At 57.7% G+C, this 17,107-nt stretch carries 16 protein-coding genes and 1 riboswitch; of the genes, 6 read left to right on the forward strand and 10 right to left on the reverse strand.

Going from position 1 to position 17,107, the window contains the following annotated elements; all coding sequences use genetic code 11:
* Positions 1–1,710, reverse strand: coding sequence for a ribulokinase (araB, locus tag DBR02_RS14290; RefSeq protein WP_107534681.1), 1,710 nt, complete (start codon positions 1,708–1,710; stop codon positions 1–3).
* 335 nt (positions 1,711–2,045) lie between these two features.
* On the opposite strand from araB, the gene araC reads away from it, so the two are divergent.
* From araC to DBR02_RS14305, 3 genes are all read left to right on the forward strand, one after another.
* Entirely contained in the window at positions 2,046–2,891 is an 846-nt protein-coding gene (araC, locus tag DBR02_RS14295) for an arabinose operon transcriptional regulator AraC (RefSeq protein WP_107534682.1), read from the forward strand.
* 128 nt (positions 2,892–3,019) lie between these two features.
* Entirely contained in the window at positions 3,020–3,787 is a 768-nt protein-coding gene (locus DBR02_RS14300; protein ID WP_017383796.1) for a DedA family protein, read from the forward strand.
* A gap of 99 nt (positions 3,788–3,886) precedes the next feature.
* Positions 3,887–5,044, forward strand: coding sequence for a DDE-type integrase/transposase/recombinase (locus DBR02_RS14305; RefSeq protein ID WP_107533827.1), 1,158 nt, complete (start codon positions 3,887–3,889; stop codon positions 5,042–5,044).
* 69 nt (positions 5,045–5,113) lie between these two features.
* Here DBR02_RS14305 and thiQ read toward each other — a convergent pair whose 3' ends face one another.
* The 4 genes from thiQ to sgrR all read right to left on the reverse strand — a co-directional run bounded on the left by thiQ (position 5,114) and on the right by sgrR (position 10,189).
* Positions 5,114–5,812, reverse strand: coding sequence for a thiamine ABC transporter ATP-binding protein ThiQ (thiQ, locus tag DBR02_RS14310; protein WP_107534683.1), 699 nt, complete (start codon positions 5,810–5,812; stop codon positions 5,114–5,116).
* A complete protein-coding gene (gene thiP, locus DBR02_RS14315; protein WP_107534684.1) occupies positions 5,796–7,406 on the reverse strand; it encodes a thiamine/thiamine pyrophosphate ABC transporter permease ThiP in 1,611 nt (536 codons plus the stop codon). The genes thiQ and thiP overlap by 17 nt, the downstream gene beginning before the upstream one ends.
* Positions 7,382–8,365 (reverse strand): thiamine ABC transporter substrate binding subunit, encoded by a 984-nt coding sequence (gene thiB, locus DBR02_RS14320; protein WP_107534685.1) that lies wholly within the window; start codon positions 8,363–8,365, stop codon positions 7,382–7,384. The genes thiP and thiB overlap by 25 nt, the downstream gene beginning before the upstream one ends.
* A gap of 31 nt (positions 8,366–8,396) precedes the next feature.
* A riboswitch (TPP riboswitch) is annotated at positions 8,397–8,497 on the reverse strand.
* Positions 8,498–8,533: 36 nt separating this feature from the next.
* Positions 8,534–10,189, reverse strand: a complete 1,656-nt coding sequence (sgrR, locus tag DBR02_RS14325; protein ID WP_063867445.1) for an HTH-type transcriptional regulator SgrR — start codon at positions 10,187–10,189, stop codon at positions 8,534–8,536.
* 88 nt (positions 10,190–10,277) lie between these two features.
* Between sgrR and sgrT the strand changes: the two genes are divergently transcribed.
* The 3 genes from sgrT (at position 10,278) to DBR02_RS14340 (ending at position 12,098) form a co-directional block, all read left to right on the forward strand.
* Positions 10,278–10,430: a glucose uptake inhibitor SgrT gene (gene sgrT, locus DBR02_RS14330; RefSeq protein WP_003856388.1), complete on the forward strand. Its 153-nt coding sequence runs from the start codon at positions 10,278–10,280 to the stop codon at positions 10,428–10,430.
* A gap of 120 nt (positions 10,431–10,550) precedes the next feature.
* Complete coding sequence (locus DBR02_RS14335; RefSeq protein WP_107534686.1) at positions 10,551–11,729, forward strand: sugar efflux transporter; 1,179 nt, start codon at positions 10,551–10,553, stop codon at positions 11,727–11,729.
* Between the two features lie 216 nt (positions 11,730–11,945).
* Positions 11,946–12,098 (forward strand): Hok/Gef family protein, encoded by a 153-nt coding sequence (locus DBR02_RS14340; RefSeq protein ID WP_063867447.1) that lies wholly within the window; start codon positions 11,946–11,948, stop codon positions 12,096–12,098.
* Positions 12,099–12,191: 93 nt separating this feature from the next.
* Here the strand turns inward: DBR02_RS14340 and leuD are convergent, their stop codons facing one another.
* From leuD to leuL, 5 genes are all read right to left on the reverse strand, one after another.
* Positions 12,192–12,797: a 3-isopropylmalate dehydratase small subunit gene (gene leuD, locus DBR02_RS14345; protein ID WP_045141617.1), complete on the reverse strand. Its 606-nt coding sequence runs from the start codon at positions 12,795–12,797 to the stop codon at positions 12,192–12,194.
* A 10-nt stretch (positions 12,798–12,807) separates the two neighbouring features.
* The gene (leuC, locus tag DBR02_RS14350; protein WP_063450670.1) at positions 12,808–14,208 is read right to left on the reverse strand and encodes a 3-isopropylmalate dehydratase large subunit; all 1,401 of its coding nucleotides are present in this window, start codon (positions 14,206–14,208) and stop codon (positions 12,808–12,810) included.
* A gap of 2 nt (positions 14,209–14,210) precedes the next feature.
* Entirely contained in the window at positions 14,211–15,302 is a 1,092-nt protein-coding gene (leuB, locus tag DBR02_RS14355; RefSeq protein WP_107534687.1) for a 3-isopropylmalate dehydrogenase, read from the reverse strand.
* On the reverse strand, positions 15,302–16,873 hold the full coding sequence (gene leuA, locus DBR02_RS14360; protein WP_063867449.1) for a 2-isopropylmalate synthase: 1,572 nt from the start codon (positions 16,871–16,873) through the stop codon (positions 15,302–15,304). Before leuA ends, leuB begins: the two co-directional genes overlap by 1 nt.
* 91 nt (positions 16,874–16,964) lie before the next feature.
* Positions 16,965–17,051 carry a leu operon leader peptide gene (leuL, locus tag DBR02_RS27160; RefSeq protein ID WP_057979999.1) on the reverse strand — a complete coding sequence of 29 codons (87 nt, stop codon included), beginning with the start codon at positions 17,049–17,051 and terminating at the stop codon, positions 16,965–16,967.
* Between the last annotated feature and the right edge of the window lie 56 nt (positions 17,052–17,107).

A 17,107-nucleotide genomic window follows, 5' to 3' on the forward strand; every position in this document is an offset into this window, starting at 1 on the left:
TTAATGTGTCAGGGTTGCCGTAGTGTCCGCGGTACTTTTGGCCGGGGCGGCGACAGGGAGATAGTGAAGTTCGGCGCTTTTTGCCCATTGCTGGTAGCGCTGATAAAGCTGTTCAAAGCGTTGTGCCTGCTGAGGCTGCGGCTGGAGCGTATTTTCGACGGCGCTCGCCATATGCTGTTGCGCGGTCGGGATATCCGCATGCACGCCTGCGGCCACGGCAGCGAAAATCGCGGCGCCCAGCGCACAGCACTGATCGGAGGCCACTATTTGCAGCGGACGGTTCAGCACGTCGCAGCAGGCCTGCATAATCACCGGGTTTTTACGAGCGATACCGCCCAGCGCCATCACGTTGTTCACGTCGATGCCCTGTTCGGTGAAGCACTCCATAATGGCGCGCGCGCCGAACGCGGTGGCAGCAATCAGGCCGCCGAACAGCGCGGGCGCGTCGGTCGCCAGGTTGAGATCGGTAATCACCCCTTTCAGGCGCTGGTTCGCGAACGGCGTGCGGCGTCCGTTGAACCAGTCCAGCACCACCGGAAGGTGGTCGAGAGACGGATTTTTTGCCCAGGCTTCGGTGAGCTGCGGCAGGAGCTGTTTTTTGCTCGCCATAATCTGTGTTTTCAGCTCAGGATGCGCGGCAGCCAGCTGATCCAGCGGCCAGCCGAGCACGCGGCCAAACCAGGCGTAGATATCGCCAAACGCGGACTGACCCGCTTCAAGGCCGATAAAGTCCGGCACCACGCTGCCGTCAACCTGGCCGCAGATGCCTTTTACCGCGCGGTCTCCGACGCTGGCCTTATCTGCCGTCAGAATGTCGCAGGTGGAGGTGCCAATCACTTTCACCAGCGTGTTAGGCTGCGCACCCGCGCCCACGGCGCCCATGTGGCAGTCGAACGCGCCGCCGGAAATGGTCACGTTTTGCGGCAGGCCGAGACGCGTCGCCCACTCTTCGCAGAGCGTGCCGACCGGAATATCGGCGGTGAAGGTGTCGGTAAAGAGCGGGTATGTCAGGTTTTTGTTGATGATCGGGTCAAGCTCATCGAAGAACGCTGCCGGAGGAAGACCGCCCCAGCCTTCATGCCACAGGGATTTATGTCCGGCGCTACAGCGTCCGCGGCGGATATCCTGCGGGCGAGTGGTGCCGGAGAGCAGGGCGGGCACCCAGTCGCACAGCTCAATCCATGATGCCGCGGCCTGGGCGACCGAAGCGTCCGCGCGGGTAACGTGCAGGATTTTGGCCCAGAACCACTCGCTGGAGTAAATTCCGCCGATATAGCGTGAGTAGTCGGTCTTGCCCGGCTGATGGCATAAGCGGGTGATGGCTTCCGCCTCTTCCACGGCGGTATGGTCTTTCCACAGCACAAACATGGCGTTCGGGTTGTCGGCAAACTCCGGGCGCAGCGCCAGCACGCGGCCTTCGGCATCGACAGGGGCCGGCGTTGAGCCAGTGCTGTCGACGCCAATCCCCACGACGTCGGCCCGCTGGGCGTCCGTCAGTTCAGCCAGCACGGTTTTGATCGCCGCTTCCATCGATTCAATGTAATCGCGCGGGTGGTGACGGAACTGGTTGTTTGGCGCATCGCAGTAGCGCCCCTCTTGCCAGCGCGGATACCACTCAACGCTGGTTGCTATCTCCTGGCCAGTCGTACAGTCCACTGCCAGCGCGCGAACCGAGTCGCTGCCAAAATCGAGGCCAATTGCAATTGCCATGGTGTTGCTCCATCCGAAACAGGTATGGAAGAACATTAGAGACTGGGGACAAAAATCGTCAGGCAGGATCCGCTAATCTTATGGACTAAATTGCTGTAGCAACGGAAAGTGTGACGCCGTGCAAATATTCAATGTGGACATTTCTGCCGCACTTATAGACACTTTTGTTACTGCTTCTCTGCCCGTGTCGGCAGAAAAATCAGGGGAAAAGGCTGAAACATGGCGGACGTAAAAGAGGCGTGATGCTTTTTGGATCTTTTCGCAGGCCATTTTTATACTGCTTTTATCGATATGGACAAATGGTTTCCTTCAGGACCCTTTGGAGAACTGAATCTATGGCCGAACCGCAAAACGATCCCCTGCTGCCGGGATACTCATTTAATGCCCATCTGGTGGCGGGGCTGACGCCAATTGAGGCCGAGGGGTATCTCGATTTTTACGTCGACCGACCGCTCGGCATGAAAGGGTATATTCTGAACCTGACCGTACGCGGGGAAGGGGTGATCAAAAACGGCGATCGGCAGTTTGTTTGCCGCCCGGGCGATATGCTGCTGTTCCCGCCGGGGGAGATCCACCACTACGGGCGTCACCCGGATGCCAAAGAGTGGTATCACCAGTGGGTCTATTTCCGCCCGCGCGCCTACTGGCAGGAGTGGCTCTCATGGCCGGCTATTTTCGCGCAAACCGGTTTTTATCGTCCGGATGAGGCGCATCTGACGCAGTTTCGTGAGCTGTTCGCACAAATTATTGAGGCGGGGCAGGCGGGCGGGCGCTATGCCGAGCTGCTGGCGATCAACCTGCTTGAGCAGGTGCTGCTGCGCCGCATGGAGGCGATCAACGAATCGCTTAACCCGCCGCTGGATAACCGCGTCCGTGATGCCTGCCAGTACATTAGCGACCATCTGGCCGACAGCCAGTTTGATATCGCCAGCGTTGCCCAGCACGTCTGTCTTTCGCCGTCTCGCCTGTCACACCTGTTCCGCCAGCAGCTTGGCGTGAGCGTGCTCAGCTGGCGTGAGGATCAGCGCATCAGCCAGGCGAAACTGCTGCTCAGCACCACCCGAATGCCTATCGCCACCGTCGGACGTAACGTGGGCTTTGAAGATCAGCTCTATTTTTCTCGCGTGTTTAAGAAGTGCACCGGTGCCAGCCCCAGTGAATTTCGCGCGGGATGTGAATAATCGGTAAAAAAAGCTAAACATACAGGTGAACTCAGAAAGCACCCTGTAAACTATTCAGACAATTGTTGCCTTGACGCGGTGCAGGGCGCTAAGCAGAATCGCTGATTCGTTTTCTGACCGGAATAGTTATGCAGGCATTGCTGGAACATTTTATTACCCAGTCCGTTATGTATTCGCTCATCGCCGTAGCGCTGGTGGCGTTTCTGGAATCGCTGGCGCTGGTCGGGCTGATCCTGCCCGGCACCGTGATGATGGCGGGGCTTGGGGCGCTTATCGGCAGCGGTGAGGTCAATTTCTGGCAGGCGTGGATGGCCGGTATTATCGGCTGTTTGCTGGGGGACTGGATCTCCTTCTGGCTGGGTTGGCGCTTTAAGAAGCCGCTGCACCGCTGGTCGTTCATGAAGAAGAACAAAGCGCTGCTGGATAAAACCGAGCATGCGCTGCATCAGCACAGCATGTTCACCATCCTCGTGGGGCGCTTCGTTGGCCCAACGCGTCCGCTGGTGCCGATGGTTGCCGGGATGCTGGACCTGCCCGTCGCGAAATTCGTGGTGCCGAACATCATTGGCTGCGTCTTCTGGCCGCCGTTCTACTTCCTGCCGGGTATTCTGGCAGGCGCGGCCATTGATATTCCTGACGGTATGCAAAGCGGTGAGTTCAAATGGCTGCTGCTGGGAACGGCGGTGCTGCTGTGGCTGGCGGTCTGGCTCTGCTGGCGGCTATGGCGCAGCGCGAAAGCCAGCGTCGATCGCCTGACGCGCTATCTCCCGCGCACGCGCCTGCTCTGGCTTGCCCCGCTGACGCTGGGCGTGGCGGTGGTGGCGCTGGTCGCGCTGATTCGTCACCCGCTGATGCCGGTGTATGGCGAGATCCTGCTGAAGGTGGTGAGCCGTTAAACGCCGGGCGGCACTTCGGTATGAACCGGAAACATGGGTAACACTTTAGACCGGATACATGGGTAACAGTTATAACTGGCATAGAAGAGGAGACTCGCTATGCCCTGGACTGAGACCCGACCTATGCAACGCCTTGATTTTATCCGTGCCTGCCATGCAGGTACGGACTCCTTCTCCGCTCTTTGCCGTCTTTTTGGCATCAGCCGTAAAACAGGCTATAAATGGCTTCAGCGGTTTGACCCTTCTGACCTGTCATCTCTCTCTGACCGGTCGCGTGCGCCACGCTCCCACTCCCGGACGGTTCCCGATTATATCGTCGGACACCTGACTGCCCTGCGTCAAAAACACCCTGACTGGGGCCCCAAAAAACTGCGGATGTGGCTCCTCAACCATCATGTCGATTTTACCGTACCTGCTGCCAGCACTGTCGGCGATATCCTCAAGCGTGAAGGCCTGGTTCCGGATAAAAAGCGAAAACGCAGAACCCCGGGCAATCGCCAGCCCCTGACCATCATCAGTGAAAACAATCAGGTCTGGAGCGCTGATTTTAAAGGTAAGTTCAGGCTGCTGAGCAGAGAGTACTGCCATCCCTTCACCCTGACCGACAATCACAGCCGGTATCTTCTGAGCTGCCGGGGAACGGACCGGGAGAGTGAGCCCTTCGTCAGACAGTGCCTGACAGATGCGTTCCTGGAATACGGTCTGCCGGAAGTGCTCAGAACCGATAACGGTCAGCCCTTCGCGGGAACAGGAATAGCCGGATTAAGTCGCCTTGCCGTCTGGCTAATCAAGCTGGGCATCAGGCCGGAGCGTATCAGAAAGGGTCATCCGGAAGAAAATGGCCGCCATGAGCGAATGCACCGTTCCCTGAAAAGTGCAGTGAAACAGGGCAACACCTTCATGACGATGGAAGAACAACAGCGGTGGTTCAGTGATTACCGGGAAGAATTTAACTACGAAAGGCCGCATGAAGCCCTGGCGGGTGCAACGCCCGGAACGGTATGGCATCCCTCGAACCGGCACTGGGATGGCAGTGTTCCTGACTATGCTTATCCGGAAGGAGGTAAGGTCTACAGGGTGAAATCGAGGGGGACACTCTATATGGGGAAAAAGGGGACGGTGTTCCTGAGTGAAGCGCTGACGGATGAGTACATCATGCTGGAAGAACAAGATGATGGCCTTGAGGCCATCATCTTTAACGGAATAACGCTTGCGTACTATGACCGGAAAACCCAGAGTGTGCTCCGGATAGACTAAAATGTGTTACCTATGTTCCCGGTCTGATCTGTCACCTATGTATCCGGTCATACACTTCGTTTGCCCGGCCTACGGTTTTATACCCAGTAATCCTGACGCGATTTCTTTCCCGCTCATTAAGGCGTCGGTCGTGCCATCCCACAAAATCCGTCCCTCCGCGATCACTACCGATCGCGGCGCGATGCGTGCGGCATCTTCAATGCTGTGCGAAACCATCAGCATCGTGATCTGCTGGCGCTGGCAAACCTCCTCAACCAGCGAGAGCATCTCCTGTCGCAGGGCCGGATCAAGGGCCGAGAAGGGTTCGTCGAGCAGCAGCAGCGGCTGTTCGCGCACCAGACAGCGTGCCAGCGCCACGCGCTGACGCTGGCCGCCGGAAAGCTCACCGGGCAGTCTGGTAATCAACGCGGACAGGCCCATTTGTTCGGCAATCGCCGCCAGCTTCTGACGCTGCGCAGCATTGAGCTTTAACCCCGGATCGATTCCCAGCGCGATGTTCTGCCACACCGTAAGGTGATTAAACAGATTGTTTTCCTGAAACAGCATCGACACCGGGCGCTTAGCCGGCGGAGCGTAGGTATACTCGCCATTATCAATGACTATCGACCCGCTGGCAGGCTGCAAAAAACCGGCAATCAAATTGAGCAGGGTACTTTTTCCGGCCCCGCTTGGGCCAAGCACCGCAATTCGCTCTCCCTGACGAACGGAAAGGGTAAAACGCATGGGCAGGTGCTCGTAAAGCCAGGTTACATCAGTCAGTTTTAACATCACGCCCCGGAAGTTTTTCGATAACGGTAAATAAGGCAAAGCACAGCAGTAACAGGAGCAGCGCCGTGACGGCACCGTCCTGGCTGCGGTAGGAGCCAATTTGCTGATAAAGCCAAAACGGCAGCGTGCGGAAATCCTCGTTGCCAAAGAGGGCCACCACGCCAAAATCCCCAATCGACAGCACGCAGGCGAAGGCCATCGCCTGGGCGAGCGGCCGTTTCAGGGCGCGTAGTTCAACCACTTTCAGCCGCCGCCAGCCCATAATGCCAAGGGACTGGCACAGGGCGCTGTACCGGCTGTTAACATCCCGCATCGGGTTTTCCAGCACCTTCAGCGCATACGGGATGGCCATTAAGGCGTTGGTAAAAATGACGATGCCGTCGGCGCTTTCCGGCAGGCCGATGGTGCTGTTAAACAGTAAAAAGAAGCCGGTCGCCAGCACGATGCCCGGCATCGCCAGGATCAGCATACCCGTCAGCTCCAGCGCGTGTCCGGCTTTGCGGGCATGGCGCGCGTAAAGCTCGCGGCTGCTCCAGAGCAGCATCATGGTCAGGATCACGCACAGGAGCCCGGCTGCCAGCGCGATGCGCAACGAGGTCCACGTGGCCTGCCACAGGACCGGCTGTTGCAGTACCGACACCACATTCCTGTTGAGCCCATCGGCGATCACGGCCAGCAGCGGCGGCAGCAGAAGCAGGAGCGCCAGCGCGATCAGCATCACGTCCGCGATGCGGCTGTGCAGGCTGTCCTGCGGATCGCGCCAGCCGGAAAGGGTATTGCTTCCTGCGGGGATCGCTTTGCTCAGCCGCTGGCTGAGTAACACCAGCGCCAGGCAGCACACCATCTGCACGATCGCCAGCAGCGCGGCGCGCCCCGGATCGTAGTCGTAGCTTAAGGCCTGATAGATCGCCAGCTCGATGGTGGTGGCCTGCGGCCCGCCGCCGAGCGAAAGGACGGTGGCAAAGCTGGCGAAGCAGAGCATAAAGATCAGCGCGGCAACCGGGGCGATCTGACGTCGCAGCCACGGCCATTCGACAAAACGGAAGAACGACCAGCCGCGCATGCCAAGCTGGGCGGCAATCTGGCGCTGCTCGCCGGGAATGTTCTCCAGCGCCTGTAAAAAGAGGCGCGTCGCCATCGGCATATTGAAAAAAATATGCGCCAGCAGAATGCCCTTCAGGCCGTAAGGGGAGAAGGTCCATTCCAGACCAAGCAGGTTGAAGAGGGAGGCCAGCCAGCCCTGGCGACCGTATACGCTCAGAATCCCGAACACCGCCACCAGTACGGGCAGGATCAGCGTCATGGCACACAGGCGCAGCAGGGCCAGCCTGCCGGGGAAACGTCTGCGATAGAGGGCGCGGGCGAGGAAAATGGCCGGGATGACTGACAGCAGCGCGGAGAGAAACGCCTGCCAGAAGGAGAACCGGATAACGTGCCAGAGATAGCTGTCGTGCCAGAGCGCGAGCAGATCGCTCTCTGGCGCGTTAAACCACAGCGCGAGAAACGCGCCCAGACTGACGACCACCATCAGTATGGCGGCAATCAGTCCGGGCACTAACCAGCCGGGGATCAGCGGCTGACGGCGCGTTGCCATTCGCTTATCCATGCGGCGCGCTGAGCGGCAACCTGCTGCGGCGTAAATTCCAGCGCGGTCTGCGGTTTGTTCAGCTTCTCAAAGCCTGCCGGCAGCGCCGCGTCGGTAACCGGGTACATCCAGTTGCCCGTCGGAATGGCGTTCTGGAATGCCGGGGAGACCATAAATTTCAGGAATTTTTCGGCCAGTTCTGGCTGCTTGCTGGCAGCGGTCCGCGCCGCCACTTCCACCTGGAGATAATGCCCTTCGGCAAAGTTCGCGGCGGCGTAGTTATCTTTCTTCTCGGCAATAATGTGGTAGGCCGGAGAGGTGGTGTAGCTCAGCACCAGGTCGCTTTCGCCTTTCAGGAACAGGCCATAGGCTTCGCTCCAGCCTTTCGTGACCGTAACGGTTTTCGCAGCCAGCTTCTGCCACGCCTCCGGCGTTTTGTCGCCGTAGACTTTCTGCATCCACAGCAGCAGGCCCAGACCCGGCGTGCTGGTGCGCGGATCTTCATAAATCACGCGCCATTTCTTGTCGCTTTCGACCAGCTCTTTCAGGCTCTTCGGCGGGTTCTTCAGCTTGTTTTTATCGTAGACGAACGCAAAGTAGCCGTAATCGAAGGGAACGAAGGTGTCGTTTTTCCAGCCGCCCGGCACGTTGACGGCATCTGCCGCTACGCCGCTTTTGGCAAACAGTCTGGTTTGCGTGGCGGCGTCCAGCAGGTTGTTATCCAGCCCGAGCACCACGTCGGCCTTGCTGTTTTTGCCTTCCATACGCAGACGGTTGAGCAGCGACACGCCATCTTCCAGCGCCACGAACTTCAGCTCGCAGTTGCAGTCGGCTTCAAAGGCTTTTTTCACCACCGGGCCGGGGCCCCAGTCGGCGGAGAAGGAGTCGTAGGTATAGACCGTCAAAACAGGTTTAGCAAAAACAGGCAGCGCAAACAGCGCCAGCAGAGGAAGAACGTTTTTTAACACTTTGCACCTCAGGGTTGAGTGGCAAAGGATTTTGAGAAACAGCCTCAAATCCCTTCGCCGGCGTTATCCGGATCAGGTTCGACGGGTATTATCTCAGCGCACATCAGTGATGCAGCACCCCGTTGAGAACGGCGCTATTGTAATGATTTGGTGAATATTACGAAAGCGTTATGGCTCCGGCGGCGCAAACCATGCGGATTTAAAATCAAACCAGCCCAGGGTGTTCATCCGCAGGCCGCGCATGCTGCGCTGCCCCTGGATCAGCAGCCAGTGGTGAATTAACGGTACGATCGTCTGCCCGGCCAGCAGCTCCTGGCACCAGGCGGCCAGATCCATCTCTCCTGCCCGCCACCTTGCGGCGTCCTGCTGCCAGTCCCGGCTGATGCAGTGCTGAATAAGAGGCACTTCATACAGGTGTGAAAAGAGCGAGAAATCCAGCGGCAGCGTGAAGTTCGCGCTGTTGAGCCAGATATCGCTGACCACATCCCCACGGTGCCATTCATCATAGTCCACTTCCTGTATCGCCAGCGTCACCCCCTCGGCTGCCAGCAGCTTACTCATGATCCTTGCGATAAACCGGTGCTCAATGTGATCGCGATAGTAGCTGAGGGTGATGGTCTCCAGTCCGGCAGGTTTCTCGCTGCGGACCGGCTGTGCATGGTGCCAGCGCGGAAGCAGGCCATAGGCCGGGAACCACCAGGTCTGGTATTGCTCTTCAGCGTGATAAATCAGGTTAGCGGGGGCCAGAATATGGCTGATCCACTTGCGGACGTCGTGATTCGCCCCGCGATGGCTGCGGCTGTCAAAAAGCAGATAGTAGCAGCCCTCTTCCAGGCGACTCTCGAACGCCTTTTCGCTGGTTGTTGGCCCTTCCAGGGTGAGGCCTGCGCTCAGCTCTTCGTTGAGATCCGGTAACACCCAGACGTTCACTTCGTCGATCAGCGCCCGATAGCCAAAATAGTCATCAAAGGCGCGGATCTTCAACTGATTGCTGTTATTGCGCGTAACGGAGTAGGGGCCTGTACCAATCGGCTGGCTGGAAAAATTGTTCAGGGATCGCCACTCGGCAGGCAGGATCATCGAGGGCACGTAGCCCAGAAGCCACGGAAGCCAGTTGTCCGGCTGCGATAGCTCAATATCCAGCGTCCAGGCCGTTGGGGAGTGGATCCGCGTGATATGCGAATAGAGCGGCAGCGTGCGGGCGCGCTCTAAAGAGGCGATGACGTCACGCATCTCCAGCTCGCGTCCATGGTGGAAATGAATGCCGGGTCGTAAAAAGAAGCGCCAGTGCAGCGGGGAAAGCTGCTGCCAGTGGTGGGCGATATCCGCTTCCAGTTCCCCGTTTTCCTCATTTATTTTCGTCAGGCCGCTGAATATCTGCCGGGCCATGTGGGTTTCAGAGCGACGCAGCGCCGTACCGGGCAGCAGATTTTTCATTGGGCGGTAGTAAAGCACCCGCAGAATGTGGCGCCCCTGACGAAAGCTGCGTCCCAGGTGCGAGACCAGCATTTGGCGCACGGCGGCTTTGTCGCCCACCAACTGGACCAGCTGATCGATGCGGTCCTGCTCCAGCAAGTCCTCCGCCCGCTGCTGCTGCAACGCCAGGCCGGTATAAAGGAACGTCAGGCGCGAGCGCTTGCCGCGTCCCGCCTCCGCTTCCCAGCTGAGCCAGCCGTGCTGCTGCATGGTGTTGAGGAGGGTGCGCATATGACGCCGGGAGCAGTTAAGCAGCTCGGCCAGTTCGTTCAGCGTGGTCTCCTGCGACTGCCCCTCGCAGCACTGCCACAGGCGGATGAATTGTTGTTGCAGACGACCGGAAGGCATAAAAGGGGAACTCCTGACAAAAAACCAGCAATTTATTTATCCCTATATTAGGCCAATAATTCTTCCCGATGAAGCGAGGAGGTAAATTATGAAGAGGTCTACCGCACGTCAGTTTTATCAGCACTATTTTTCAGCGACAAAGGGAGTGTCCTGGCTGGCCCGCCAGTGCGCAGAGCAGCGGCTGAGAATCCTGGAAGATCTGATGCAGTGGGACGTTACGAAACCGACCTCTTCTCGCTAACTCGCCTCGATCATGTGTGACTGAGTATTGGTGCTAATCACCCGCCAGCAAAATGTTTTTGCTGGCTTTTTTCGTTTACTATTTCACCCAAATTCGATTCGCTTTCACAAGGACTTGCGCATGCTCTGGTTGATGACGATGGGGCGACGCCTGAACGGCGTGTACGCCGCTTTTATGCTGGTGGCCTTTATGATGGGCGTGGCCGGTGCGCTACAGGCACCGACGCTGAGCCTGTTTCTCAGCCGTGAGGTGGGGGCGCAGCCGTTTTGGGTGGGTCTGTTCTATACCGTCAACGCCATTGCCGGGATCCTCGTCAGCCTGTGGCTGGCGAAACGATCCGACAGCCAGGGCGATCGCCGCAAACTGATCCTCTTTTGCTGCGCCGTGGCCGTGGGCAACGCGCTGCTGTTTGCCTTCAACCGCCATTACCTGACCCTCATCACCTGCGGCGTGCTGCTGGCTTCTCTGGCAAACACCGCTATGCCGCAGCTGTTCGCTCTGGCCCGGGAGTACGCCGACAACTCGGCGCGGGAAGTGGTGATGTTCAGTTCGGTGATGCGTGCCCAGCTCTCTCTCGCGTGGGTCATCGGCCCTCCGCTGGCGTTCATGCTGGCGCTGAACTACGGTTTCACCGCCATGTTCTCCATCGCTGCGGGGATTTTTGCCATCAGCCTGGCGCTGATTGCCTTTGCGCTGCCGTCGGTGGCGCGCGTGGAGCAGGCCTCGGACAAACCCATCACGCAGGTAAGCGGCTGGCAGGATAAAAACGTCCGCATGTTGTTTATCGCCTCCACGCTGATGTGGACCTGCAACACCATGTACATCATCGACATGCCGCTGTGGATCAGCAGCGATCTGGGGCTGCCGGACAAGCTTGCGGGGCTCTTAATGGGTACCGCTGCCGGGCTGGAAATTCCGGCAATGATTCTGGCGGGATATTACGTCAAGCGCTTCGGAAAACGCAAAATGATGGTGGTGGCGGTTGCCGCCGGGGTGATGTTCTATATCGGGCTGATCTTCTTCCACTCGCACAACGCACTGCTGGCGCTGCAACTGTTTAATGCCGTGTTTATCGGGATTGTCGCCGGGATAGGCATGCTCTGGTTCCAGGATCTCATGCCTGGACGCGCTGGCTCGGCGACCACGCTGTTTACCAACAGTATTTCGACTGGCGTGATCCTGGCGGGTGTAATTCAGGGTGCGCTGGCGCAAAGCTATGGCCATGCATCCGTATACTGGGTGATTGCGGCGATTTCGATTGTCACGCTGGTGTTGACGTGCCGGGTTAAAGACGTTTGATTCTGGAAGGCGGCTTCACGAAATGAAACGATTTTCTGACAGATACAAAGAAGGCGCATAGAGTGCGTGACGGGTGCTTGAGGCTGTTTGCCTCAGGCTTTCGCAAGAGGCAAACAGTGGAGAGTCCCACATCAAAAAACTGATGGGGAGACCAACTTCACAACGATCATTGCGAGGTTAGTCTCTTCATTGCCGAAAAGCAATAAGGAGGCTGGAATGCCAAAACGTACTCTGCTGTTAGGTTTGTTTCTGATCTGTTCGACGCTGTTGATCTTCACCTGGATGGTGCGCGACTCGCTGTGCGAACTGCATTTCAGACAGGAGAAAACAGAGCTGGCGGCAGTGTTGGCTTACGAAGCAAAACGTTAGCGGTATGGGCGGGGAGAGGTTTCCCCGCCACTCAAAAGTGGTTACGCCTCAACGCACCCTTATCAATGGCCCGCGCCCTGCGGGCCATTGCTTCTACCCCATAAACGCAGGCTGTTTTTTCTCGTAGGCGGAGATAGCCTCTTCGTGTTGCAGCGTCAGGCCAATGCTGTCCAGACCGTTCAGCATGCAGTGGCGACGGAACGCGTCAATGCTGAAGCTATAGGTTTTATCCCCGGCTTTCACCACTTCCGCTTCCAGATCCACCTCAAACGAAATCCCCGGATTCGCCTGCACCAGCGCAAACAGTTCATCGACCTGCTCGTCGCTCAGCGTCACCGGTAGCAGCTGGTTGTTGAAGCTGTTGCCGTAGAAGATATCCGCAAAGCTCGGGGCGATAACCACCTTAAAGCCGTAGTCGGTCAGCGCCCAGGGAGCGTGTTCACGCGACGATCCGCAGCCAAAGTTTTCCCGCGCCAGCAGAATCGACGCGCCTTTGTATTCCGGAAAGTTCAGGACGAACTCCGGGTTGGGCACTTCGCCTTTGTCATCGAGGAAACGCCAGTCGTTGAACAGGTGCGCGCCAAAGCCCGTGCGCGTCACTTTCTGCAAAAACTGCTTAGGAATGATCGCATCCGTATCAACGTTCGCGGCGTCCAGCGGGACAACACGGCCCGTATGTTGGGTAAATTTCTCTGCCATGATTGTCTCCTTATTTCAGGCTGCGAATATCGGCGAAATGACCGGTGACTGCCGCGGCGGCGGCCATTGCCGGACTGACCAGGTGGGTGCGTCCACCCCGGCCCTGACGGCCTTCAAAGTTACGGTTGCTGGTGGATGCGCAACGCTCACCCGGATTCAGGCGGTCATTGTTCATCGCCAGACACATGGAGCAGCCCGGCAGGCGCCACTCAAAGCCTGCATCAATAAAAATCTTATCCAGACCTTCCGCTTCCGCCTGGGCTTTCACCGGACCGGAACCCGGCACAACCAGCGCCTGCACACCGGGCGCCACTTTGCGGCCTTTAGCAATCTCAGCCGCCGCGCGTAAATCTTCGATACGGGAGTTAGTGCAGGAGCCGATGAACACCTTATCAATGCTCACGTCAGTCAGCGGTACGCCGGGTTTCAGCCCCATATAGGCCAGCGCTTTTTCCGCACTGGCGCGTTCGACCGGATCGGCGAAGGAAGCCGGGTCAGGAATGCTGTCATTGACGGAGATGACCTGGCCCGGGTTGGTGCCCCAGGTGACCTGGGGGGCGATCTCTTCCGCCTGCAACGTCACCACGGTATCAAAAACTGCCCCCTCATCCGTTTTGAGGGTTTTCCAGTACGCGACCGCGTCGTCAAAATCCTGTGCTTTCGGAGCATGCAGACGCCCCTTCACATAGTTGAAGGTGGTTTCGTCCGGTGCGACCAGCCCTGCCTTGGCACCCATCTCAATGGCCATATTGCACAAGGTCATACGACCTTCCATGCTCAGCGCCTGGATAGCGTCACCGCAGAATTCAACCACGTGACCGGTGCCGCCTGCGCTGCCGGTTTTGCCGATAATCGCCAGCACGATATCTTTCGCGGTGATACCCGGTGCGGCTTTGCCCTTCACCTCAATCTTCATGGTTTTGGCGCGTCCCTGTTTCAGGGTCTGTGTCGCCAGAACGTGTTCAACTTCAGAGGTGCCTATCCCGAACGCCAGCGCGCCAAACGCGCCGTGCGTCGCGGTATGGGAGTCGCCGCAGACGATGGTCATGCCCGGCAGCGTAATACCCTGCTCAGGTCCCATCACGTGGACGATCCCCTGATACGGGTGGTTCAGATCGTACAGCTCCACGCCAAATTCGTTGCAGTTCTTGATCAGCTCCTGCATCTGGATGCGCGCCATCTCGCCGGAAGCATTAATGTCTTTGGTCTGGGTGGAGACGTTGTGATCCATCGTGGCAAAGGTTTTACCCGGCTGACGCACCGGGCGCTTGTGCGCACGCAGTCCGTCGAAGGCCTGAGGGGAGGTCACTTCGTGCACCAGATGGCGGTCAATGTACAGCAGCGGGGTTTCGTCTGGCGCCTCGTGGACAACGTGCGCATCAAACAACTTCTCATATAACGTTTTAGCCATGATTACACCCCTTCAGCGACATAGCGGGCAATGATGTCGCCCATTTCATCGGTACTGACTGCCGCCGTGCCGCGTGCTAAATCACCGGTACGGACGCCTTCTTCTAACGCGCGGTTAATGGCGTTTTCAATTGCGGTTGCTGCATCGCCTGCATCCAGGCTGTAGCGCAGCAGCAGGGCCAGCGAAAGAATTTGCGCAATCGGGTTGGCAATGTTTTTGCCGGCGATATCTGGCGCGGAACCGCCCGCCGGCTCGTACAGGCCAAAGCCTTCTTCGTTCAGGCTGGCAGAGGGCAGCATGCCCATCGAGCCGGTAATCATTGCGCACTCGTCCGAGAGAATATCGCCGAACAGGTTAGAACACAGCAGGACGTCAAACTGTGACGGGTCCTTAATCAGCTGCATCGTCGCGTTGTCGATGTACATGTGCGACAGCTCAACGTCCGGGTACTGCTTAGCCACTTCGCTGACGATTTCGCGCCACAAAATAGACGACTGGAGTACGTTCGCTTTATCGATGGAGGTCACCTTACGGCGGCGTTTGCGCGCCGACTCAAAGGCGATATGGGCGATACGTTCAATTTCAAAACGGTGATAGACCTCGGTGTCAAACGCTTTTTCATGCTGACCGCTGCCTTCGCGGCCTTTTGGCTGACCGAAGTAGATGCCGCCGGTCAGCTCACGCACGCACAGGATGTCGAAACCGTTGGCCGCGATATCCGCACGCAGCGGACAAAACTCTTCCAGCCCCGGGTACAGCTTCGCCGGACGCAGGTTGCTGAACAGCTTGAAATGTTTACGCAGCGGCAGCAGCGCGCCGCGCTCAGGCTGCCCGGCCGGCGGCAGGTGTTCCCACTTCGGGCCGCCCACGGAGCCAAACAGCACGGCATCGGCATTTTCACAGCCTTCCACCGTTGCATTTGGCAGCGGCGTACCGTGGTTATCAATCGCAATACCGCCGACATCGTAGTGGCTGGTGGTAATTTTCATCGCAAAACGCGAGCGAATGGCTTCCAGTACTTTCAGCCCCTGTGCCATCACTTCCGGGCCAATACCGTCACCCGGCAACACGGCAATATGGTAATTCTTCGACATCACACGGTTTCCTTGTTGTTCTCTTTATTCTGAGCTTTGCGTTGCAACTCTTTTTCGACTTCGGCGGCGCGCCAGATGTTGTTCAGGACATGCACCATCGCTTTTGCGGAGGATTCGACAATATCTGTCGCCAGACCCACACCGTGGAAGCGGCGACCGTTGTAGTTGACGACGATATCAACCTGACCCAGGGCGTCTTTGCCGTGCCCTTTCGCCGTCAGGTCGTATTTCACCAGCTCTACGTCGTACTCGGTAACGCGGTTAATCGCCTGGTAAATGGCATCCACAGGGCCGTTACCGTTGGCGGCTTCCGCTTTAATTTCCTCGCCGCAGGCCAGCTTGACGGAGGCGGTAGCGATATCGCTTGAGCCTGACTGCACGTTGAAGTAGTCCAGACGGAAATGCTCTGGCTCTTCCTGCTGCTTGTTGATGAATGCAAGCGCTTCCAGGTCGTAATCGAATACCTGGCCTTTCTTGTCGGCCAGCTTCAGGAAGGCGTCGTACAGCTGATCCATGTTGTAATCACTGTCCTGATAGCCCATCTCTTCCATACGGTGTTTCACCGCCGCGCGGCCAGAGCGTGAGGTCAGGTTCAGCTGAACCTGGTTCAGACCGATGGATTCCGGGGTCATGATTTCGTAGTTTTCACGGTTCTTCAGCACCCCGTCCTGGTGAATACCGGAGGAGTGGGCGAACGCGCCGGTTCCAACAATCGCCTTGTTGGCCGGGATCGGCATGTTGCAAATCTGGCTCACGGTCTGGCTGGTGCGCCAGATTTCGTTGTGATTAATGCGGGTGTGCACGTTCATGATGTCTTTGCGCACCTTGATCGCCATGATCACTTCTTCCAGCGAGCAGTTGCCGGCACGTTCACCAATGCCGTTCATTGCGCCTTCAACCTGACGCGCACCGGCGTGGACGGCGGCGATGGCATTACCCACCGCCAGGCCCAAATCATCGTGGGTGTGCACGGAGATGATGGCTTTATCAATATTTGGAACGCGGTCGTACAGGCCGGTAATGATGTTGGCGAACTCAAATGGCATGGTGTAGCCGACGGTGTCCGGGATGTTGATGGTTCTGGCACCGGCATTGATGGCGGCTTCCACCACGCGGGCCAGATCGTCAATCGGCGTGCGGCCAGCATCTTCACAGGAAAATTCAACGTCATCAGTGTAGTTACGCGCGCGTTTGACCATGTAAACCGCGCGTTCGATCACGTCATCCAGCGTACTGCGTAACTTGGTCGCAATGTGCATAGGTGAGGTGGCAATGAACGTATGAATACGGAAGGCTTCTGCAACTTTCAGGGATTCCGCGGCCACATCGATATCTTTCTCAACGCAGCGCGCCAGACCGCACACGCGGCTGTTTTTGATGGTGCGGGCGATGGTCTGCACTGACTCAAAATCACCCGGCGAGGAGACAGGAAAACCGACCTCCATTACGTCTACACCCATGCGTTCCAGGGCCAGCGCAATTTGCAGTTTCTCTTTAACACTCAGGCTCGCCTGTAACGCCTGTTCACCGTCACGTAAAGTAGTATCGAAAATAACGACTTGCTGGCTCATGGGTTAGGTCCTTGTCAGTCTTAGGGCGCCTTGCTACGAGCATAAAAAAACCCGCGCAGTGGCGCGGGTTTTTAGTTTTACTGAAGACGATTCAACGCTGAATTTCGCCCGCCAGTCTACCGCGCACAGTGGATGCGTTTAGTAGTAGTAGACCGGTGAAACGAAGGGTGCGAATCATGAATCGTGCTCCAGGTGAATGCGTTATGCTTTTAGTGGTACTGGATACGCTGACGC

This window comes from Enterobacter cloacae complex sp. (assembly GCF_900322725.1).
GTDB classification, from domain to species: domain Bacteria; phylum Pseudomonadota; class Gammaproteobacteria; order Enterobacterales; family Enterobacteriaceae; genus Enterobacter; species Enterobacter quasihormaechei.

What these genes read in the sequence shown, in the direction of transcription:
- leuB (WP_107534687.1), bottom strand. Translation starts at nt 15,302, where the DNA reads ATGTCGAAGAATTACCATATTGCCGTGTTGCCGGGTGACGGTATTGGC.
- leuL (WP_057979999.1), bottom strand. Translation starts at nt 17,051, where the DNA reads ATGATTCGCACCCTTCGTTTCACCGGTCTACTACTACTAAACGCATCC.
- DBR02_RS14300 (WP_017383796.1), top strand. Translation starts at nt 3,020, where the DNA reads ATGCAGGCATTGCTGGAACATTTTATTACCCAGTCCGTTATGTATTCG.
- thiP (WP_107534684.1), bottom strand. Translation starts at nt 7,406, where the DNA reads ATGGCAACGCGCCGTCAGCCGCTGATCCCCGGCTGGTTAGTGCCCGGA.
- leuA (WP_063867449.1), bottom strand. Translation starts at nt 16,873, where the DNA reads ATGAGCCAGCAAGTCGTTATTTTCGATACTACTTTACGTGACGGTGAA.
- sgrT (WP_003856388.1), top strand. Translation starts at nt 10,278, where the DNA reads ATGAAGAGGTCTACCGCACGTCAGTTTTATCAGCACTATTTTTCAGCG.
- sgrR (WP_063867445.1), bottom strand. Translation starts at nt 10,189, where the DNA reads ATGCCTTCCGGTCGTCTGCAACAACAATTCATCCGCCTGTGGCAGTGC.
- leuC (WP_063450670.1), bottom strand. Translation starts at nt 14,208, where the DNA reads ATGGCTAAAACGTTATATGAGAAGTTGTTTGATGCGCACGTTGTCCAC.
- thiQ (WP_107534683.1), bottom strand. Translation starts at nt 5,812, where the DNA reads ATGTTAAAACTGACTGATGTAACCTGGCTTTACGAGCACCTGCCCATG.
- araB (WP_107534681.1), bottom strand. Translation starts at nt 1,710, where the DNA reads ATGGCAATTGCAATTGGCCTCGATTTTGGCAGCGACTCGGTTCGCGCG.
- DBR02_RS14305 (WP_107533827.1), top strand. Translation starts at nt 3,887, where the DNA reads ATGCCCTGGACTGAGACCCGACCTATGCAACGCCTTGATTTTATCCGT.
- DBR02_RS14340 (WP_063867447.1), top strand. Translation starts at nt 11,946, where the DNA reads ATGCCAAAACGTACTCTGCTGTTAGGTTTGTTTCTGATCTGTTCGACG.
- araC (WP_107534682.1), top strand. Translation starts at nt 2,046, where the DNA reads ATGGCCGAACCGCAAAACGATCCCCTGCTGCCGGGATACTCATTTAAT.
- DBR02_RS14335 (WP_107534686.1), top strand. Translation starts at nt 10,551, where the DNA reads ATGCTCTGGTTGATGACGATGGGGCGACGCCTGAACGGCGTGTACGCC.
- leuD (WP_045141617.1), bottom strand. Translation starts at nt 12,797, where the DNA reads ATGGCAGAGAAATTTACCCAACATACGGGCCGTGTTGTCCCGCTGGAC.